The sequence below is a fragment of the Pseudomonas sp. C1C7 genome, from assembly GCF_013359595.1.
Lineage (GTDB): Bacteria > Pseudomonadota > Gammaproteobacteria > Pseudomonadales > Pseudomonadaceae > Aquipseudomonas.
Genome location: NZ_JABFMP010000066.1, coordinates 1 through 19,904, shown reverse-complemented (window position 1 = coordinate 19,904; position 19,904 = coordinate 1). Strand labels below are relative to the sequence as shown.

18 protein-coding genes and 2 pseudogenes are annotated in these 19,904 nt (G+C 59.5%); 10 read left to right on the top strand and 10 right to left on the bottom strand.

Annotated features, from left to right (window positions below):
* Positions 1-87: 87 nt before the first annotated feature.
* The gene (locus HNO86_RS29425) at positions 88-1,125 is read right to left on the bottom strand and encodes a low specificity L-threonine aldolase (RefSeq protein WP_175380448.1); all 1,038 of its coding nucleotides are present in this window, start codon (positions 1,123-1,125) and stop codon (positions 88-90) included.
* 160 nt (positions 1,126-1,285) lie between these two features.
* Between HNO86_RS29425 and HNO86_RS29420 the strand changes: the two genes are divergently transcribed.
* From HNO86_RS29420 to fdhA, 8 genes are all read left to right on the top strand, one after another.
* Positions 1,286-1,999 carry a TraX family protein gene (locus HNO86_RS29420; RefSeq protein WP_175380447.1) on the top strand — a complete coding sequence of 238 codons (714 nt, stop codon included), beginning with the start codon at positions 1,286-1,288 and terminating at the stop codon, positions 1,997-1,999.
* Positions 2,000-2,282: 283 nt separating this feature from the next.
* Positions 2,283-3,536: a serine hydroxymethyltransferase gene (locus HNO86_RS29415; RefSeq protein ID WP_175380446.1), complete on the top strand. Its 1,254-nt coding sequence runs from the start codon at positions 2,283-2,285 to the stop codon at positions 3,534-3,536.
* Between the two features lie 23 nt (positions 3,537-3,559).
* On the top strand, positions 3,560-4,810 hold the full coding sequence (locus HNO86_RS29410; protein WP_175380445.1) for a sarcosine oxidase subunit beta: 1,251 nt from the start codon (positions 3,560-3,562) through the stop codon (positions 4,808-4,810).
* A gap of 14 nt (positions 4,811-4,824) precedes the next feature.
* Positions 4,825-5,154: a sarcosine oxidase subunit delta gene (locus HNO86_RS29405; RefSeq protein ID WP_007907563.1), complete on the top strand. Its 330-nt coding sequence runs from the start codon at positions 4,825-4,827 to the stop codon at positions 5,152-5,154.
* The gene (locus tag HNO86_RS29400; RefSeq protein ID WP_175380444.1) at positions 5,151-8,168 is read left to right on the top strand and encodes a sarcosine oxidase subunit alpha; all 3,018 of its coding nucleotides are present in this window, start codon (positions 5,151-5,153) and stop codon (positions 8,166-8,168) included. The genes HNO86_RS29405 and HNO86_RS29400 overlap by 4 nt, the downstream gene beginning before the upstream one ends.
* Before the next feature lie 130 nt (positions 8,169-8,298).
* Positions 8,299-8,931, top strand: a complete 633-nt coding sequence (locus HNO86_RS29395) for a sarcosine oxidase subunit gamma (RefSeq protein ID WP_175380443.1) — start codon at positions 8,299-8,301, stop codon at positions 8,929-8,931.
* 140 nt (positions 8,932-9,071) lie between these two features.
* Positions 9,072-9,929 carry a formyltetrahydrofolate deformylase gene (gene purU / locus HNO86_RS29390; protein ID WP_175380442.1) on the top strand — a complete coding sequence of 286 codons (858 nt, stop codon included), beginning with the start codon at positions 9,072-9,074 and terminating at the stop codon, positions 9,927-9,929.
* Positions 9,930-10,130: 201 nt separating this feature from the next.
* Positions 10,131-11,330: a formaldehyde dehydrogenase, glutathione-independent gene (fdhA, locus tag HNO86_RS29385; RefSeq protein ID WP_175380441.1), complete on the top strand. Its 1,200-nt coding sequence runs from the start codon at positions 10,131-10,133 to the stop codon at positions 11,328-11,330.
* Positions 11,331-11,859: 529 nt separating this feature from the next.
* On the opposite strand, the gene HNO86_RS29380 is transcribed toward fdhA, so the two are convergent.
* The 5 genes from HNO86_RS29380 to HNO86_RS29360 all read right to left on the bottom strand — a co-directional run bounded on the left by HNO86_RS29380 (position 11,860) and on the right by HNO86_RS29360 (position 15,528).
* Complete coding sequence (locus HNO86_RS29380; protein ID WP_372242574.1) at positions 11,860-12,357, bottom strand: RHS repeat-associated core domain-containing protein; 498 nt, start codon at positions 12,355-12,357, stop codon at positions 11,860-11,862.
* Positions 12,358-12,385: 28 nt separating this feature from the next.
* The gene (locus tag HNO86_RS29375) at positions 12,386-13,501 is read right to left on the bottom strand and encodes an RHS repeat-associated core domain-containing protein (RefSeq protein ID WP_175380440.1); all 1,116 of its coding nucleotides are present in this window, start codon (positions 13,499-13,501) and stop codon (positions 12,386-12,388) included.
* 86 nt (positions 13,502-13,587) lie between these two features.
* On the bottom strand, positions 13,588-14,262 hold the full coding sequence (locus HNO86_RS29370) for an anti-sigma factor domain-containing protein (protein ID WP_175380439.1): 675 nt from the start codon (positions 14,260-14,262) through the stop codon (positions 13,588-13,590).
* Positions 14,259-14,882 (bottom strand): sigma-70 family RNA polymerase sigma factor, encoded by a 624-nt coding sequence (locus HNO86_RS29365; RefSeq protein ID WP_175380438.1) that lies wholly within the window; start codon positions 14,880-14,882, stop codon positions 14,259-14,261. Before HNO86_RS29365 ends, HNO86_RS29370 begins: the two co-directional genes overlap by 4 nt.
* A 55-nt stretch (positions 14,883-14,937) precedes the next feature.
* Positions 14,938-15,528, bottom strand: coding sequence for a fasciclin domain-containing protein (locus HNO86_RS29360; protein WP_175380437.1), 591 nt, complete (start codon positions 15,526-15,528; stop codon positions 14,938-14,940).
* Between the two features lie 280 nt (positions 15,529-15,808).
* Here HNO86_RS29360 and HNO86_RS29355 point away from each other — a divergent pair, with 280 nt between their 5' ends.
* Positions 15,809-16,387, top strand: coding sequence for a DUF2780 domain-containing protein (locus HNO86_RS29355; RefSeq protein ID WP_175380436.1), 579 nt, complete (start codon positions 15,809-15,811; stop codon positions 16,385-16,387).
* 15 nt (positions 16,388-16,402) lie between these two features.
* Here HNO86_RS29355 and HNO86_RS29350 read toward each other — a convergent pair whose 3' ends face one another.
* A complete protein-coding gene (locus HNO86_RS29350; RefSeq protein WP_175380435.1) occupies positions 16,403-17,290 on the bottom strand; it encodes an acyltransferase in 888 nt (295 codons plus the stop codon).
* A 285-nt stretch (positions 17,291-17,575) separates the two neighbouring features.
* On the opposite strand from HNO86_RS29350, the gene HNO86_RS29345 reads away from it, so the two are divergent.
* Positions 17,576-18,079 carry a RimK/LysX family protein gene (locus HNO86_RS29345; RefSeq protein ID WP_175380434.1) on the top strand — a complete coding sequence of 168 codons (504 nt, stop codon included), beginning with the start codon at positions 17,576-17,578 and terminating at the stop codon, positions 18,077-18,079.
* Positions 18,080-18,088: 9 nt separating this feature from the next.
* Here HNO86_RS29345 and HNO86_RS29340 read toward each other — a convergent pair whose 3' ends face one another.
* The 3 genes and pseudogenes from HNO86_RS29340 to HNO86_RS29335 form a co-directional block, all read right to left on the bottom strand.
* Positions 18,089-18,925, bottom strand: coding sequence for an RHS repeat-associated core domain-containing protein (locus HNO86_RS29340; protein ID WP_256672833.1), 837 nt, complete (start codon positions 18,923-18,925; stop codon positions 18,089-18,091).
* 104 nt (positions 18,926-19,029) lie between these two features.
* Positions 19,030-19,187: pseudogene (locus HNO86_RS30415) on the bottom strand (glutathione S-transferase C-terminal domain-containing protein); the annotation flags it as partial.
* Between the two features lie 638 nt (positions 19,188-19,825).
* A pseudogene (locus tag HNO86_RS29335) lies at positions 19,826-19,904 on the bottom strand (glutathione S-transferase); the annotation flags it as partial.

The following is a 19,904-nucleotide window of genomic DNA, read 5'->3' as shown; positions in this document are numbered from 1 at the left end:
TGCCGCAGGCTGCGATCTTTTGATCCTGTTTTAAAAAACAAAATCAAAAGATCGCAGCCTGCGGCAGCTCCTACAGGGGAACGGGTATCAGGACATCACTTCGCGGATGTCGTGAGCCAGTTCGCGGACGCGGTCTTCTTCGGTGTCCCAGGAGCACATGAAGCGCGCGCCGCCTTTGCCGATGAAGGTGTAGAAGCGCCAGCCCTTGGCGGTGAGGGCGCAGATGGCCGGTTCCGAGAGTTGCAGGAATACGCCGTTGGCCTGTACCGGGAACATCAGTTCCACGCCCGGGATGTCGCTGACCAGTTCGGCCAGCAGTTGCGCGCAGTGGTTGGCGTGGCGGGCGTATTTGAGCCAGGCGTCGTTTTCCAGGATGCCGACCCAGGGGGCGGACAGGAAACGCATTTTCGACGCCAGTTGCCCGGCCTGTTTGCAGCGGTAGTCGAAGTCTTCGGCCAGGTCGTGGTTGAAGAACAGGATCGCCTCGCCCACCGCCATGCCGTTTTTCGTCCCGCCAAAGCACAGCACATCGACGCCAGCTTTCCACGACAGCTCAGCCGGCGAGCAGCCGAGGAACGCGCAGGCATTGGAGAAGCGCGCGCCGTCCATGTGCAACTGCAGGCCCAACTCCTTGCAGGTCACGCTGATGGCGCGCACTTCGTCCGGGGTGTAGACGCTGCCGACTTCCGTGGCCTGGGTCAGGGTCACGACGCGGGGCTTGGGGTAGTGGATGTCCTGGCGCTTGAGGGCGACTTCGCGGATCGAGTCCGGGGTCAGCTTGCCGTTTTCGGTGCGGGCGATCAGCAGCTTGGAACCGTTGGAGAAAAACTCCGGGGCGCCGCATTCGTCGGTTTCGACGTGGGCGGTTTCCGAGCAGATCACGCTGTGGTAACTCTGGCACAGCGACGACAGGGCCAGGGAGTTGGCGGCGGTGCCGTTGAACGCGAAGAACACTTCGCAGTCGGTTTCGAACAGCTTGCGGAAATCGTCGGACGCGCGGGCGGTCCACTCGTCGTCGCCATAGGCGCGCTGGTGGCCATGGTTGGCCTGTTCCATGGCGGCCCAGGCTTCAGGGCAGATACCGGAATAGTTGTCGCTGGCGAATTGTTGGCTCTTGTCGGTCATGGCCTGCTTTCCGTGATCGAGACGCCTATGGTGAAGCGTCTCGTGGTCAATAAGAGGGGCGCACTCTGCCGAAGATCGTCCGGGGAGTACACGGGATGTCACTGTCAGAAAATTACGCAGAAGCCGGGCAATTATGCACGTGTCTTCGGACTTAAGGGCTATGCACTTGAAGCCGCGCGATCATGCACTGGATTTGCTCAAATGGCTGGCGCTGCTGTGCATGGTGCTCGATCACCTGCGATACATCGGTTATTCCGCCGACTGGCTGTATGTGCCGGGACGCCTGGCGTTCCCGTGGTTCTGCCTGGCGATGGCGGTCAATCTGGCGCGGGCGCCGGTCAAGTCCAGCGGGCAGTGGCGCTATCTGGGCTGGCTGGTGCTGTTCAGTGCGGTCAGCGAAATGCCCTATCGGTTGTTCTTGCCTGATCCCGACACGCTGAACGTGATGCCTACTCTCGTGTTGGGCTTGCTGGTGGCCCGTGGCTGGCAGGATCCCAATCTTCAAATGCGACTCTTGGCTGTCGCTTCTGTCGTGTTGGCGGCGGTGTTCTCGTCGAAGCTGATGTTCGGCTTCTTCGGGGTGATGTTGCCGTTGGCGATATTGCTGGTGATTCGTCGTCCGTGGATTTTCGCTTTTCTGCCGGGGGTGGTGTGTCTGGCCGCGAATCAATGGCAGGTGCTGTATTACTCCATTCGCCTGGGTAATCACGTGGCGATGGTGGCGGTTGCCACTTGTCTGATTGCGCCATGGCTGGGGATGTTCCTTTTGCGACATGCCCAGGACGTAAAACCGCCTCCCATGCGGCGCTGGGCGTATGCCTTGTATCCCGTGCATTTCCTTGTGTTGCTCATCGTCCGGCAGATCGCCACATAACCCTGTGGGAGTGGGCTTGCCCGCGATGGCGGCAGAACATCCGGCATCGAAGGCGACTGACCCACCGCCATCGCGGGCAAGCCCGCTCCCACAGGGTTTCTCGGTGATTCGAAGATTGAGTTCGGCGAGCCAATTTCCGCCATGTCGTAAACGCACCTTTGCGTGGCGCCCATAGGCATTTGACCTGCCTGCACCGGTCATACCATCGCATTCAAAGGGCAAGGGCGAACCGCCAGTGCCTTACCGAGACGAATGGCGCATAGATGCCGCTGGGAGAGACGCGATGTTCAGCAAGCAAGACCAGATCCAGGGTTACGATGATGCACTGCTGGCGGCAATGAATGCCGAAGAGCAACGTCAGGAAGATCACATCGAGCTGATTGCGTCGGAGAACTACACCAGCAAACGCGTCATGCAAGCGCAAGGCAGCGGCCTGACCAACAAGTACGCCGAAGGCTATCCGGGCAAGCGTTACTACGGCGGCTGCGAGCACGTGGACAAGGTTGAAGCCCTGGCCATCGAACGCGCCAAGCAACTGTTCGGCGCCGATTACGCCAACGTCCAGCCACACTCCGGCTCCTCGGCCAACAGCGCCGTGTACCTGGCCCTGCTGCAAGCCGGCGACACCATTCTGGGCATGAGCCTGGCCCACGGCGGTCACCTGACCCACGGCGCGAAAGTGTCGTCCTCGGGCAAGCTGTACAACGCCGTCCAGTACGGTATCGACACCAACACCGGCCTGATCGATTACGACGAAGTCGAGCGCCTGGCCGTCGAGCACAAGCCGAAGATGATCGTGGCCGGCTTCTCCGCTTACTCCAAGACCCTGGACTTCCCGCGCTTCCGGCAGATCGCCGACAAGGTGGGCGCGCTGCTGTTTGTCGACATGGCCCACGTCGCCGGTCTGGTGGCAGCCGGTCTGTACCCGAACCCGATCCCGTTTGCCGATGTGGTCACCACCACCACCCACAAGACCCTGCGCGGCCCGCGTGGCGGCCTGATCCTGGCCAAGTCCAACGAAGAAATCGAGAAGAAGCTCAACGCCGCGGTCTTCCCCGGCGCCCAGGGCGGTCCGCTGATGCACGTGATCGCCGCCAAGGCGGTGTGCTTCAAGGAAGCGCTGGAGCCAGGCTTCAAGGCTTATCAGCAGCAAGTGATCGACAACGCCCAGGCCATGGCCGGCGTGTTCGTCAAACGCGGCTACGATGTAGTGTCCGGCGGGACCGATAACCACCTGTTCCTGGTCAGCCTGATCCGTCAGGGTCTCACCGGCAAGGACGCGGATGCGGCCCTGGGTCGCGCCCACATCACCGTGAACAAGAACGCCGTGCCGAACGATCCGCAGTCACCGTTCGTCACCTCCGGCCTGCGCATCGGCACTCCGGCTGTGACCACCCGCGGCTTCAAGGTTGCGCAGTGCGTGGAACTGGCTGGCTGGATCTGCGACATCCTCGACAACCTCGGCGATGCCGATGTCGAGGCCAACGTTGCCCAGCAAGTCTCGGCCCTGTGCGCTGACTTCCCGGTTTATCGCTGAGTGCGGTTTTGGAGTAAATGACTATGCAACGCTACTCAGGCTTCGGCCTCTTCAAACACTCTCTCAGCCACCACGAAAACTGGCAGCGGATGTGGCGCACGCCAACCCCGAAAAAGGTTTACGACGTGGTCATCGTCGGCGGTGGCGGGCACGGTCTGGCGACCGCCTACTACCTGGCCAAGGAACACGGCATCACCAACGTGGCCGTGGTCGAAAAGGGCTGGCTGGGCGGCGGTAACACCGCGCGCAACACCACCATCGTTCGCTCCAACTACCTGTGGGACGAGTCGGCGCACCTGTACGAACACGCGATGAAACTGTGGGAAGGCCTGTCTCAGGACCTGAACTACAACGTGATGTTCTCCCAGCGTGGCGTCTACAACCTGTGCCACACCCTGCAGGACATCCGTGACTCCGAGCGTCGGGTCAGCGCCAACCGCCTCAACGGCGTGGACGGCGAACTGCTCAACGCCAAGCAGGTCGCGGACGAGATTCCGTACCTGGACTGCTCCAAGAACACCCGCTACCCGGTGATGGGCGCGACCGTCCAGCGTCGCGGCGGCGTGGCCCGTCACGACGCCGTGGCCTGGGGCTTTGCCCGTGCCGCGGACGCTCTGGGCGTGGACCTGATCCAGCAGACCGAAGTGACCGGCTTCCGCAAGGAAAACGGTGTGTGCATCGGCGTGGAAACCAACAAGGGCTTCATCGGCGCCAAGCGCGTCGGTGTGGTCACCGCCGGTAACTCCGGTCACATGGCCAAGCTCGCGGGCTTTCGCCTGCCGCTCGAATCCCACCCGTTGCAGGCGCTGGTGTCCGAGCCGATCAAACCGATCATCGACAGCGTGATCATGTCCAACGCCGTACACGGTTACATCAGCCAGTCCGACAAGGGCGACCTGGTGATTGGCGCCGGCATCGACGGCTACAACGGCTACGGCCAGCGTGGTTCGTACCCGGTGATCGAGCACACCATCCAGGCCATCGTCGAGATGTTCCCGATCCTGTCGCGCGTGCGCATGAACCGTCAGTGGGGCGGCATCGTCGACACCACGCCGGACGCCTGTCCGATCATCTCCAAGACTCCGGTGCCGAACATGTTCTTCAACTGCGGTTGGGGTACCGGCGGCTTCAAGGCAACACCTGGTTCGGGCAATGTCTTTGCCGCGAGCCTGGCCAAGGGTGAAATGCACCCGCTGGCCGCACCTTTCTCCATCGACCGCTTCCACAGCGGTGCGTTGATCGATGAACACGGCGCTGCTGCGGTTGCCCACTAACAGGAGAAATCCCCATGTTGCATATCTTCTGTCCTCACTGCGGCGAGCTGCGCTCCGAAGAGGAATTCCACGCATCCGGCCAGGCGCACATCCCGCGTCCACTGGATCCGAACAGCTGCACCGACGAGGAGTGGGGCGACTACATGTTCTTCCGCGATAACCCTCGCGGCCTGCACCACGAGTTGTGGGATCACGTTGCCGGTTGCCGTCAGTACTTCAACGTCACTCGCGACACCGTGACCTACGAGATTCTCGAAACCTACAAGATCGGCACCAAGCCACAATTCACCGACAAGACCGATAGCCCGAAAGCGGCCGCCACGGCTCTGGGAGAGAAGGTATGAGCCAGATCAATCGCCTGTCCAACGGCGGACGGATCGACCGCAATAAAGTGTTGAGCTTCACCTTCAACGGCCAGAGCTACAAAGGCTTCGAAGGCGACACCCTGGCCGCTGCACTGCTGGCCAACGGCGTCGACATCATCGGTCGCAGCTTCAAGTATTCGCGTCCACGGGGCATCTTCGCCGCCGGTACCGAAGAGCCGAACGCCGTGCTGCAGATCGGCGCCACCGAAGCCACCCAGATCCCGAACGTGCGCGCCACTCAACAGGCGCTGTACCAGGGCCTGGTCGCCAACAGCACCAACGGCTGGCCGAACGTCAACAACGACATGATGGGGATCCTCGGCAAGGTCGGCGGCAAGCTGATGCCACCGGGCTTCTACTACAAAACCTTCATGTACCCGCAATCGTTCTGGATGACTTACGAGAAGTACATCCGCAAGGCCGCAGGCCTGGGCCGCTCGCCGACCGAGAATGATCCGGACACCTACGACTACATGAACCAGCACTGTGACGTGCTGATCGTCGGCGCGGGCCCTGCGGGTCTGGCCGCTGCACTGGCCGCTGCGCGCAGCGGTGCCCGTGTGATCCTGGCCGATGAGCAGGAAGAGTTCGGCGGCAGCCTGCTCGACTCCCGTGAAAGCCTCGACGGCAAGCCAGCCGCCGAATGGGTCGCCAGCGTCGTTTCCGAATTGAAGAACACCCCTGACGTGCTGCTGTTGCCGCGCGCCACGGTCAACGGTTACCACGACCATAACTTCCTGACCATTCACGAGCGCCTGACCGACCACCTGGGCGATCGCGCACCGATTGGCCAGGTCCGTCAGCGCGTTCACCGCGTGCGCGCCAAGCGTGTAGTGCTGGCGACCGGCGCTCACGAGCGTCCGCTGGTCTACGGCAACAACGACGTGCCGGGCAACATGCTCGCTGGCGCGGTATCGACCTACGTTCGTCGCTACGGCGTGGCACCGGGCAAGAAGCTGGTGCTGACCACCAACAACGACCACGCCTACCGCGTTGCCCTGGATTGGCTCGATGCCAGCCTGCAAGTGGTGGCCATCGCCGACGCCCGCAGCAACCCTCGTGGTGCGCTGGTGGAAGAAGCACGCGCCAAGGGCATCCGCATCCTCACCGGCAGCGCCGTGATCGAGGCCCGTGGCAGCAAGCGCGTGACTGCGGCCCGCGTGGCGGCCATCGACGTCAAAGGCCACAAAGTCACCAGCCCCGGCGAATGGCTCGATTGCGACGTGATCGCCAGCTCCGGCGGTTACAGCCCGATCGTTCACCTGGCTTCTCACTTGGGCGGCAAGCCGATCTGGCGTGAAGACATCCTCGGTTTCGTACCGGGCGAAGCACCGCAGAAACGCGTGTGCGTCGGTGGCATCAACGGCGTCTACGGCCTGGCCGACTCCCTGGCCGATGGTTTCGAAGGTGGCGTGCGCGCAGCCAGCGAAGCCGGTTTCGCTGCTGTGGAAGCGACCCTGCCCAAAGCCCTGGCGCGTCTGGAAGAGCCGACTCTGGCGCTGTTCCAGGTGCCGCATGAAAAGAGCACCGCACGGGCACCGAAGCAATTCGTCGACCTGCAGAACGACGTCACCGCCGCCGCCATCGAACTGGCGACCCGCGAGGGCTTCGAGTCGGTCGAGCACGTCAAGCGCTACACCGCACTGGGCTTCGGTACCGACCAGGGCAAGCTGGGCAACGTCAACGGCCTGGCCATCGCCGCCCGTTCGCTGAACGTGACCATCCCGCAGATGGGCACCACCATGTTCCGTCCGAACTACACGCCGGTGACCTTCGGCGCCGTGGCCGGTCGTCACTGCGGGCACATCTTCGAACCTGTGCGTTTCACCGCACTGCACCACTGGCACCTGAAAAACGGCGCCGAGTTCGAAGACGTCGGCCAGTGGAAGCGTCCTTGGTACTTCCCGAAGAGCGGCGAAGACATGCATGCCGCGGTCAAGCGCGAATGCAAAGCCGTGCGTGACAGCGTTGGCCTGCTGGACGCCTCGACCCTGGGCAAGATCGACATTCAGGGTCCGGATGCGCGCGAGTTCCTCAACCGCATCTACACCAACGCCTGGACCAAGCTCGACGTGGGCAAGGCGCGTTACGGCCTGATGTGTAAAGAAGACGGCATGGTGTTCGACGACGGCGTGACTGCATGCCTGGCGGACAACCATTTCGTGATGACCACCACCACCGGCGGCGCGGCTCGCGTACTGCAGTGGCTGGAGATCTACCAGCAGACCGAATGGCCAGACCTGAAGGTGTACTTCACTTCCGTGACCGATCACTGGGCAACCATGACCCTGTCCGGACCGAACAGCCGCAAGCTGCTCAGCGAAGTCACCGACATTGATCTGAGCAACGAAGCCTTCCCGTTCATGACCTGGAAAGAAGGTCTGGTCGGTGGTGTTCCGGCCCGGGTGTTCCGCATCTCGTTCACCGGTGAGCTGTCGTACGAAGTCAACGTGCAGGCCGACTATGCGATGGGCGTGCTGGAGAAAATCGTCGACGCCGGCAAGAAGTACAACCTGACCCCGTACGGCACCGAAACCATGCACGTACTGCGGGCCGAGAAGGGCTTCATCATCGTTGGCCAGGACACTGACAGCTCGATGACCCCGGACGACCTGAACATGGGCTGGTGTGTCGGTCGCACCAAACCGTTCTCGTGGATCGGCTGGCGCGGGATGAACCGTGAAGACTGCGTGCGTGATCAGCGCAAGCAACTGGTGGGCCTCAAGCCGATCGACCCGAATGTCTGGCTGCCGGAAGGCGCGCAGCTTGTGTTCAACACCAAGCAGGCGATCCCGATGACCATGGTCGGTCACGTGACCTCCAGTTACCTGCACAACTCCCTGGGCTATTCGTTTGCCATGGGCGTGGTCAAGGGCGGCCTGAACCGCATGGGCGAACGCGTGTTCGCGCCACTGGCGGACGGCAGCGTGATCGAGGCGGAAATCGTTTCTTCGGTGTTCTTCGATCCGAAGGGTGAGCGCCAGAACGTTTAACACCACAGTACCTGTGGGAGCGGGCTCGCCCGCGATAGCGTCAGGCCAGACAACACAACGGTGACTGATACAACGCTATCGCTGGCAAGCCAGCTCCCACAGAGAACACAGAATTCAGAAAGGGTGCCTTATGACCGCAGCCAATGTTTACCAACAACGCCCAACCACCGGGCAAAAGGCCGAGTCGTCGCTGCATCACGCCGACCTCGCCAGCCTGGTGGGCAAGGGTCGCAAAAGCGCCGGCGTGACCGTGCGCGAGAAGAAACTCCTGGGTCACCTGACCCTGCGTGGCGACGCCCATGACCCGGCGTTCGCTGCTGGCGTACACAAGGCCCTGGGCATCGAACTGCCGTCGGCGCTGACCGTCATCGTCAAGGGCGAAACCAGCCTGCAATGGATGGGCCCGGACGAGTGGCTGCTGATCGTGCCGAGCGGTGAAGAGTTCGCCGCCGAGCAAAAACTGCGCGAGGCGCTGGGCGATCTGCACATCCAGGTCGTCAACGTCAGCGGCGGCCAGCAGATCCTCGAACTGAGCGGCCCGAACGTGCGTCAGGTGCTGATGAAATCCACCAGCTACGACGTGCACCCGAATAACTTCCCGGTAGGCAAGGCCGTCGGCACCGTGTTCGCCAAGTCGCAACTGGTGATCCGCCACACCGCCGAAGACACCTGGGAACTGCTGATCCGCCGCAGCTTCTCGGACTACTGGTGGCTGTGGTTGCAGGATGCGTCGGCCGAGTACGGCCTGGCCGTTCAAGCCTGACACTTTCCCCTTGTGGGAGCGGGCTTGCTCGCCAATACGGTGGGTCAGTTGTCATCAAGGTGACTGACACGCCGCATTCGCGAGCAAGCCCGCTCCCACAGGGGGGCATCTCCTACCAATGTTTCAGGAGTCACCGCACTATGAGCCGCGCCCCAGACACATGGATCCTGACCGCCGACTGCCCCAGCGTACTCGGCACCGTGGACGCGGTGACCCGCTTTCTGTTCGAGCAGGGCTGCTACGTCACCGAACACCACTCCTTCGACGATCGGCTCTCGGGCCGTTTCTTCATTCGTGTGGAATTCCGCCAGCCTGACGGCTTCGACGAGCAGTCCTTCCGCGCCGGCCTGCAAGAGCGCGGCGAATCGTTCGGCATGATCTTCGAACTGACGCCGCCGCACTACCGGCCGAAAGTGGTGATCATGGTGTCCAAGGCCGATCACTGCCTCAACGACTTGCTCTACCGCCAGCGCATCGGCCAGCTGTCGATGGACGTGGCGGCGGTGGTGTCCAACCACCCGGACCTCAAGCCGCTGGCCGACTGGCACCAGATTCCCTACTACCACTTCCCCCTCGACCCGAACGACAAACCGGCCCAGGAGCGCCAGGTGTTGCAGGTGATCGAAGAGGCCGGTGCGGAACTGGTGATTCTTGCCCGCTACATGCAGGTCCTGTCGCCGGAGCTGTGCCGCAAACTCGACGGCCGGGCGATCAACATCCACCACTCCCTGCTGCCGGGTTTCAAGGGCGCCAAGCCATACCACCAGGCCTACAACAAGGGCGTGAAACTGGTCGGCGCCACGGCGCATTACATCAACAACGACCTCGACGAAGGGCCGATCATCGCCCAGGGCGTCGAGGTGGTGGACCACAGCCATTACCCGGAAGACCTGATCGCCAAAGGGCGGGATATCGAGGGGCTGACATTGGCGAGGGCGGTTGGGTATCACATCGAAAGAAGAGTGTTTTTGAACGCCAACAGAACGGTCGTTCTCTAAATCGCCATCGCGAGCAAGCTCGCTCCCACAGGGTTTTGTGTCGTTCACAAATCTTAAGCTCAACCCGAATCACTGTGGAAGCGGGCTTGCCCGCGATGAGGCCCTTACAAGCAACACAAGAAACAGCATCTGTACCCGAGCACTCTACGCGCTGCCTGCCTGGGCAGCGTGGTTCCATAAAAACAACAGCGAGGTGAAAGCATGTCTGGCAATCGTGGTGTGGTGTATCTCGGCGCTGGCAAGGTCGAAGTACAGAAAATCGACTATCCGAAAATGCAGGACCCGCGCGGCAGGAAGATTGAGCACGGCGTCATTCTGCGCGTGGTTTCCACCAACATCTGTGGTTCCGACCAGCACATGGTGCGCGGCCGTACCACCGCCCAGGTCGGTCTGGTACTGGGCCACGAGATCACCGGTGAAGTGATCGAGAAGGGCAGCGACGTCGAAAGCCTGAAAATCGGCGACCTGGTCTCCGTGCCGTTCAACGTGGCTTGCGGGCGCTGCCGTTCCTGCAAGGAGCAGCACACCGGCGTCTGCCTGACCGTCAACCCGGCCCGTGCCGGTGGCGCCTACGGCTACGTCGACATGGGCGACTGGACCGGCGGCCAGGCCGAATACGTGCTGGTGCCGTACGCCGACTTCAACCTGCTGAAACTGCCGGATCGCGACAAGGCCATGGAGAAAATCCGTGACCTGACCTGCCTCTCCGACATCTTGCCAACCGGTTACCACGGTGCCGTCACTGCCGGCGTCGGCCCGGGCAGCACCGTCTACATCGCCGGTGCCGGCCCTGTCGGCCTGGCGGCTGCCGCTTCGGCGCGCCTGCTGGGCGCAGCCGTGGTGATCGTCGGCGACGTCAACACCATCCGCCTGGCCCACGCCAAGGCCCAGGGCTTTGAAATCGTCGACCTGTCCAAGGACGCGCCGCTGCACGAACAGATCGCCGACTTGCTGGGCGAACCGGAAGTGGATTGCGCAGTGGACTGCGTGGGCTTCGAAGCCCGCGGCCACGGTCACGACGGCGTGAAACACGAAGCCCCGGCCACCGTGCTCAACTCGCTGATGGGCGTGGTACGGGTCGCCGGCAAAATCGGCATCCCTGGCCTGTACGTCACCGAAGACCCGGGCGCTGTGGATGCTGCCGCAAAAATGGGCAGCCTGAGCATCCGCTTCGGTCTGGGCTGGGCCAAATCCCACAGCTTCCACACCGGCCAGACCCCGGTCATGAAGTACAACCGCCAGCTGATGCAGGCGATCATGTGGGATCGGATCAACATTGCCGAAGTGGTGGGGGTGCAGGTGATCAGCCTGGACCAGGCGCCTGAGGGGTATGGCGAGTTTGATGCGGGCGTGCCGAAGAAGTTTGTGATTGATCCGCATAAGTTGTTTAGTGCGGCGTAGAGATCAGAGGTACAAGGAAAGGGCGACTTAATGTCGCCCTTTTTTGAAAGTGCACTATGGCGTGAATCTGACTGATTTATGTTGGCTGGCAAGTTGTTCGAAACCAACTGACTCAGCTGATCCTGGCTTCAATGCGCGAGATGTTTTCGGGTGGTTTTCAATGAAGTTGGTTGATTGATTTTTTAATTCCCACATGATGTTCGGAATGGATGGCTTGTGTTGTACTCGCCCCACATAGCCTTTTGTTGGTGTGTTCGTAAGTTTGCTGAACTGTGCAGCAAACGACATTGAGTTACCATTTGCGGAATGGCATATTAAAAGGCGAGTTGTGCCAAATTTTGAAAAATCAACTCCTTGGGTAACCAATTTATTGTGCACTTGTTCCGGGGTTAAGCTTGTTTTATCAATATTAACTAAAGATTGTTTTTGTCCTGGGATCTGTGCGCCATGGGCTGAAAGATTGAAGCGTGGTTTACCTTTATGGGTATCTTCAAACTAAAAGCGCCTTCGCCGATTTTTTTTAAGTTTTTCATGCCTGTTGCAGGCTGCGGTGAAACTGTTGCAACCTGTGCACTCGGTCCTGTCTTGGCTGGCTGATTCCCTGATATTTTTTTCCGACACGATTCAATAATTTCTCCCACCCATGCCCCGTAGGATCCCGTCTATTGAAGGGGTCCCCTTCGCAATACGCATACGCATTTACTCCCCCCTCCCCAAACGGGCTCCAACTGTCTGGACTGTTAAACCGCATCAACACCGGATTAAACGCCCGATACCCATTCCCCAGCAGATACCAACCCGTCAACGGTTCCCGCCGCTCGCCGTTAAAGCCCAGCAAACTCGGCAAGCCGTTCCCGAATCGGCTATGGCCATAAGGCGTATAGACCAGAGATTTGGGTTGATTGCTATCGAGCACGTTCAATACCGAGTGCTTCAGGTCGGAGGCGAGCAATCGGGTGTCCACCTTGGTGCTCTGGCGTTGCAGCGCCGGTGATTGAGTGTGATCTGATCCAATCGAATAGTGCACCAAGCGCTCAATCTCTGAAAATGCACATTTATCTTGGATTGAATTTTACGGGTTGGTAGGAAAATTTTCGGCGTTCCGGAGTTCCTCTTAAATATGGATTTTTTTTAAATATTTTTATTTTGTCGAAACTTAATGATCCATCTGTTTGTTTTCGCAGTGAGGTTGATGGGTATTGCAGCATGTACGTCATTCGATCAATGCCAGGTTCTACAGAAACAGGGTTTACATAGCCCTTCACAGGCTTTTTTGCAATGTCTGAAAAGCGCTGCGCAAATGACGCCGTTCCACCATTTGCGGAGTAGCACATAATCAGGCGGATGTTCTCGTAGTCGCTCACGGCTACCCCAGAATTAATGGCTGATTCATATAGCTGTTCGGGAGTGAACGTTTTCCCATCTCCGATTATTTTATGATAGCCATTTACTGGTTGTTCAGTTCCATGCCCCATCAAATTAAGCCGTTTAGCCCCTTTGTACGTGTCAGTAAAAACAGATATGCCCTGGTTGATGGATTTGATTTCGCTCATGGGGCCTGAAAGGGCAGCTATATTCCTAGTGCTTGGCCTTTTTGTGAAAGACGGGAGTAGCGCTCTTCCTATAGAAAAAAAATTAGGAGCATGACCATTGTCATCTGCCTGATTTATCGGATCCCCGACACAATACATATAAGCATTCAACCCACCCTCCCCAAACGGGCTCCAACTGTCTGGACTGTTAAACCGCATCAACACCGGATTAAACGCCCGATACCCATTCCCCAGCAGATACCAACCCGTCAACGGTTCCCGCCGCTCGCCGTTAAAGCCCAGCAAACTCGGCAAGCCGTTCCCGAATCGGCTATGGCCGTAAGGTGTATAGGCCAGAGGATTGGGTTGACGCGCATCGAGTACGTTCAACACCGAGCATTGCAGATCGGTGGCGAACAAGCGGTTTTCAACACTGGCGTCCTGACGCCTCTGCTGCGCCAGTGGTTGCTCCCCGTGCTGCAGGATCGACCATTGCACCTTGCCCTGAGTCTCGGTGGTCATGCGGTCTTGCTGATAGAAACGCTGGATCCTGGCCTGTGCCAAGGGCGTGCTCGCCACCAGGCGATCCTGCGCGTCGTAATGGTATTGGCAGAGCAGGGCTTCGCTTTCGGGTTGCATGGTCGGCGTCACCTGAATAAGCCGTCGATTCAGGCATTCACTGTGGGGCAATCCCTCGGCGCTGACCACTAACAGAACTGATAGTGCTACAACGCCGCCAATGCCCCTTGATAGAGAACAGGCCCCGTCGGTTGCCCGGTCGGCGAGCCGCCCTTGGGTTCAAGGCTGACGGCCAGTGCAATCGGCTTGCCGATCAGCGCTTTCTGCGCTTCGTTCAACTCAACCTTGCCCTTGCCACCCGCCGGTACCACACCGAGGGAAATCGGTTTGCCATCCGCCGGGATCGCCCACAGTTCAAGACTGCGTCCGGGATCGATCGCCGCCAGCGTCAGCGGTTCGATTTGCAGGTAATTCTCATGAGCCTGAACCTTCAGCGCAGGTTGCGAATCGGCGCTGACGAGGGTGGCGCTGTAACGCGCGTCGTCGCGGGTGTAAAGCATGCCCAGGGTCACGGCGATCAACAGTGAACAAACTGCCACGGTTACTCGCAACCAATTCCAGAACGGCCGCTTGTGCGGGACATGCAGTTTTTGCGGTTCGATGCGAGCCGTAATGCCTTGCCAGACTCGCTCCGGCACGGGTTGCTCGGGCAGTGCAGCGGTCAGGCTCGCGAGGCTTTCCTGCCATTGCGCCAGTTCCACGCGCAGCGCGGCGTCCTCCAGCAACAGCTGTTCAAAACGCCGACGCGCAGCCGCAGGCATCAGGCCGATGGCGTAGTCGGCGGCGAGGGCGCGGCGCAGGGTGGGAGTCTGGTAGTTCATGATTCGAGGCACCTGCGCAGGCGCTCCATGCCGCGGCGGATCCAGGATTTCACCGAGCCCAGTGGCGCGGCCAGGTGTTCGGCCAGTTCAGCACAGGACATGCCCTGAAAGTAGGCAACGGTGATCGACTGGCGCTGCATGCCTTCGAGGCTGTCCAGGCAGCGGTTCAGGGCGCTGGCCTCGCGGGCGCTGCTCAATTGCTCGTGTGCCGAAGGGCTTTCGTCCACCAGCGCCTGCTCTTCGAGTTCGCCCAGCGGCCGGTCGCGGTGTTTGCGCAACTGGTCGATGGCCTGGTTACGGGTGATGTTGATCATCCAGGTCAAGGGCGCCGACAGGTGCGCTTCGTAGCGCGAGGCGTTGTTCCAGATGCGCACGAAGCTTTCCTGCAGCACTTCTTCGGCCAGGTCCGCACGTCCCATGAAACGCAGGGCCACCCCATGCAAACGCGGGCCGACACTGCGATAGAGCGTCTCGAAAGCGCGGCGGTCACCCAGTGAACACTGGGCCAGTAGCTGTCGGAGCTGCTCGGTGTCGGCGATGGGTGTCACGGCTCTCCTGGTGCATGAGATGGGTGGTGTGAGGGCTGAGGTTAGTTCACGGCGTGCAGTTGTTCCATTCACGGTCAGGCACCCCGGCAAACCCGCCGACCCCGATGCGCGGGGTCGGCGGTATGGCTCAGCTCTTTGGCATCAGCACTTTGTCGATGACCTGGATCACGCCGTTGGACTGGTACACGTCATAGGTGGTGATGTCGGCGACGTCACCTTTTTCATCCTTGATGGTGATGTTGTGTGGCCCGTTCATCATCGCCCACAGCTTGCCGCCGGCGACGGTGGTGAGTTCGGCCTTGCCGCCACCGGCCTTGATCTTCTCGGCCAGGGTCATCATGTCGAGTTTGCCGGCAACCACGTGGTAGGTAAGGACCTTGGTCAGGGTGGCCTTGTTTTCCGGTTTGAGCAGCGTATCGACGGTGCCGACGGGGAGGGCGGTGAAGGCGGAGTTGACCGGTGCGAACACGGTGAACGGGCCTTTGCCCTTGAGGGTATCGACCAGCCCGGCGGCTTTCACGGCGGCGACCAGGGTGGTGTGGTCGGCGGAGTTGACCGCGTTATCGACGATGTCCTTGCTCGGCAGCATGGCTTGGCCACCGACCGTCACGCTGTCGTGGCTCATGGTGGCCGCTTGCACAGTGCACAGCACGGAGCCGCCAAGGGCCAGGGTCAGCAGGCTGGCAATCAGCGGGTTTTTGATCGAGGTGCGTTTCATGGTGGTGATCCTCTGCGGGGGAATCGGCCAGGAATGTCTGTCCGTGCTTGATATACGTGCGTGGGGGCAGACTGGATGCAGCGCTGGATGATTTTTTGTGGGCGCGAGCTTGCTCGCGATGAGGGCGGCACATTCAACACCGATGTCGCCTGCCATGCCGCCATCGCGAGCAGGCTCGCTGCTACAGGGGATGAGCGGCCGGGAACAATGTCGGGGGGCATCAGTCCAACAGCCAGTTTTCGCCGCCCATTTCCGGGCGGTTTTCATTGAGGGTGTCTGGATGAAGGTTTCACGCGGTTTTGCACTGGCATCGCTCCTGGCCCTGACGGCCAGCCCGGTCTTTGCTCAGTTCAGCCTGAGCGATGCGGCCAATGCCATTGCCGGCATGAAGGAAGGCAGTAACCCGACCGGCAGCACTTCCGCCCACGCCGAACCCACCTCGGAGCCCGAGGACCTGCTGGGCGCGCTTGGCCAGTTGGATGTGACACCGCAACAAGCCATCGGTGGCGCCGGTGCGATGTTGGGCCTGGCGAGGAACCAGTTGAGCGCAGATGACTATTCGCAACTGACCCAAAGCGTACCAGGCCTCGACATCCTGTCCGGTGGCAGTGAGCTGGGCGCTCTCACCGGGTTGCTCGGCGCGACCGGCCAGGCGACCGGGCTGATGAGCAACGCACTGGGTAACATCAAGGACACCAACGACCTGAACAACGCCTTCAGTGCCTTGGGCATGGACACCGGCATGGTTGGCCTGTTTGCCCCGGTGATCCTGCAGTACCTCGGTCAACAGGGCGTCGGTGGGTCATTGCTGCAAAGCCTGGGCGGGATCTGGAGCGCCGGCACCGGTACGGGCATTTAACGGACCACGTCTCGATCAGCGGCGTTCGGCGCGCAACGCGTCGATGCGCAAGTCCTTCTCGGTCCAGAGCTGATTAACCCAGTTCTGGACCGTTTCACGAAACGCCGGATCGTTTTCGTAATCACCCTGCCACAGGGCCGGGTCGAGTTCGCGGGGCTTGATGTCGATGATGATCCTCGGCACGTTGCCGCTGAGCAGATCCCAGAACCCCGGAATATTCTGCTGCGGATACACCACCGTCACATCGAGGATGGCATCGAGCTGTTCACCCATCGCCGCCAGCACGAACGCCACGCCGCCGGCCTTGGGCTTGAGCAAATGGGTAAAGGGTGACTGCTGCTGAAGGCGTTTGGCCTCGGTGAAGCGGGTGCCTTCCAGATAATTCACCACGGTCACCGGTTGGCGCTTGAACAGTTCACACGCCTGTTTGGTAATTTCCAGATCCTTGCCCGCCAGCTCCGGGTGCTTGGCCAGGAAGGCCTTGGAGTAGCGCTTCATGAACGGGTAATCCAGGGCCCACCACGCCAGGCCCAGGAACGGCACCCAGATCAGTTCTTTCTTGAGGAAGAATTTGAAGAATGGCGTGCGCCGGTTGAGTGTCTGGATCAGCGCCGGGATATCGACCCAGGATTGGTGGTTGCTGATCACCAGATATGAGGTGTCGCGACGCAGCTCGTCACCGCCGCGAATGTCCCATTGGGTGGGGATGCACAGGCGGAAGATCAGCTTGTCGATTTCCGACCAGGTTTCGGCGATCCACATCACCGCCCACGACGCGTAGTCGCGAAAGCGGCCGGGCAGGATCAGTTTTAGCAGGGCAAACACCATCAACGGCCCGATCAGGGTCAGGGTGTTGAGCAATAGCAGCAGGGTCACGAAGCTGCCGGTGAGCAGGCGGCGCATGGGAAACTCTTGGAAACATTGGGGGCGCCATGATAAGTGGCTTCGGGCGGCAGGCCAAATCGGCGGGTGACGAATGTTTCACGTTGGCATGGATATGCTGGTTGAAACGAATCAGATCAAATTGCTGCAGAGATTGCTCCGGCGCCATCGCGGGCAAGCCCGCTCCCACAGGTTATACGCAAATCCTGTGGGAGCGGGCTTGCCCGCGAAGCGATCTGAAGAACGAACGAATAGCTGGCGGACTGTCTAAAATCCCGCTGCCCACCTTTCAAGGACACCGATCAAGTGAAATCCCTCCTCGCCCTGCTGTCCCTCGTCGCCCTGCCGGTCCTGGCCGCCGAACCCACTCTCTACGGCCGCTACGAATACATCGCCCTGCCGGAAATCGGCGGCGAAGTGCTCAAGGCCAAGATGGACACCGGCGCTTTAACCGCGTCGCTGTCGGCCAAGGACATCGAAACCTTCACCCGCGATGGCGAGGACTGGGTGCGTTTCCGCCTGGCCACCAAGGATGCGAGCAACAAGGTGTATGAGCACAAGATCGCGCGGATCAGCAAGATCAAGACCCGCTCTGAAGAGGATGAGGATGAAGAAGTGGCGGCGCCGACCAAGCGGCCGGTGGTTGATCTGGAGCTGTGCCTGGGGGACGTCAAGCGCACGGTTGAGGTGAACCTGACGGATCGCAGCAGTTTTAATTATCCGCTGTTGATTGGGGCAAAGGCGTTGCGTGAGTTTGGGGCGGCGGTGAATCCGGCGAGAAGGTTTACGGCGGATAAGCCGGATTGCTAATCAATCCACTTATTTTTGACCTCCTGTTCTAATTATTTTTTGTATTTCCTGGGTTGGAGGCGCTAAACGCTCTGAAGCCATCGCAGCGTATAGCCTTGCGTGTGGACTTGTTGGAATCGCGGCGAATTTGGAAGTGAAAAAGCCGCCATCCGGGCCAACTTGTTTTGAAAAATAGAACCCGTCCAAGTATTCATTGAAGTCTTCTGAAATGTGGCCCAATGATTTCGTTCGGCGATTCAACAATCGGTTTCTTGTGATGTCGGAAGCATCAAGGTTTCTAATACTAGTTTGCTGTCCCGTTGAAACTGTCTGTGATTCTTGTGTCTTGGCTGTGGCTTTTGATTCGAATTCGGCACTGGGCTTTTTGGAAGGCAACTGGTGCGGCCTAGAGGTACCCGCCGATCTCGACGCATTGGGGTTGCTACTGGCACCATTTTTTGATGTGGTCTTCGGGGGCTTGGCTGCGCCTACCCTGATATTTTCACGAAGAAAAGATCCTAGCTTTTTCAGTACATGGCCTGTTGGATCTGATCGATTAACCGGATCCCCTCCACAATACGCATACGCATTCAACCCTCCCTTCCCAAACGGACTCCAACTATCCGGGCTGTTAAATCGCATCAAGACCGAATTAAACTGTCGATAGCCTTTGCCCAAATGATAATGCCCAGTCAGTGGGTCCGGCAGTTCGCCGTTGAACCCAAGCAGGCTGAGCAAACCACCGAGGGGGCGATGGCCATAAGGCGTGTAGGCGATGGCATGCGCCCGATTCGTATCAAGGACGTTCAACACCGAGTTCTGCAGATCGGTCCCCAACAAAATGGTTTTGCTTGAGCGCGTAGGCATTAGCTGAACTCCGAACAAGGTCCATAAAACCGGAGCACTTAGCATCGGAGTTTTCTCAGCTATTGCCTACTATCAGAACTGCTAGTCCTTCACCCTCGCAGGTTTCAAACCTTCGGCATCGTCGCCAGCATCGAAGGCCGCTGGCTCACCTCGAAATCCATGCGGCCAACTGTGGATTCGCTACGCGCCATTCCAGATCCGAATGACGCAGATCCAGATACCCCAACGCACACGCCACGCTGATTGCCGTCGCGTCGAAGTTCGGTTCGGCGTTGATCGTCCTGATTCAACTTATCACTCTCGAATTCAATTTTTTATCCATTTTTCCAAATGTTCAGCCCGTAGCTTTTTGTTTGCGAGCCACTGAAGCTCGACTCCTCTTCGTACACCCATATTTCGCACGTTTATGCGTTCTGCTGTATGTAACCCGGCGCCAGCCCGGGGAATCTGTGTAAATGCATTAAGCTTCTTACCAGGATTGTTGTGAGTCGACATTATCCATTGTGCAGTAGATACCCCTGTGTTTCGGTGAGGGACTCTGTTTATCGTAATTTCATGTATTTCAACAAACAGGGGGTTGCGCTTACGAAGTGAGGTAGAGGGACCGATGCTGGAAAGTGAATGTTGACTGATGCTCTGGGGAGGAGAGCGCGTTGGTACAGAAGGCGTGGTTTCCACACTCGAATACGATTTGATGGATTCGTAATTGGAGGAAAAACCTTCGTGTCGATGGCATTCAACACTGAACCCGAGTGGTCAGTCGTCAACAAGATCGTTCTGCGAGGTTGAGTAGGCATCGGCTGATCTCCAAAGCAGCATCCAAAGAGTGTGGTTCCAGTGTCGGAGTTTCTTCAGCCTTTGCCCACTATCAGAACTGCTAGTCCTTTGCCCTTGCCAAATTCAAACCTTCGGCATCGTCGCAATCATCGAAGGCCGCTGGCTCACCTCGAAATACCACGCCGCCAACTGCGGATTCGCC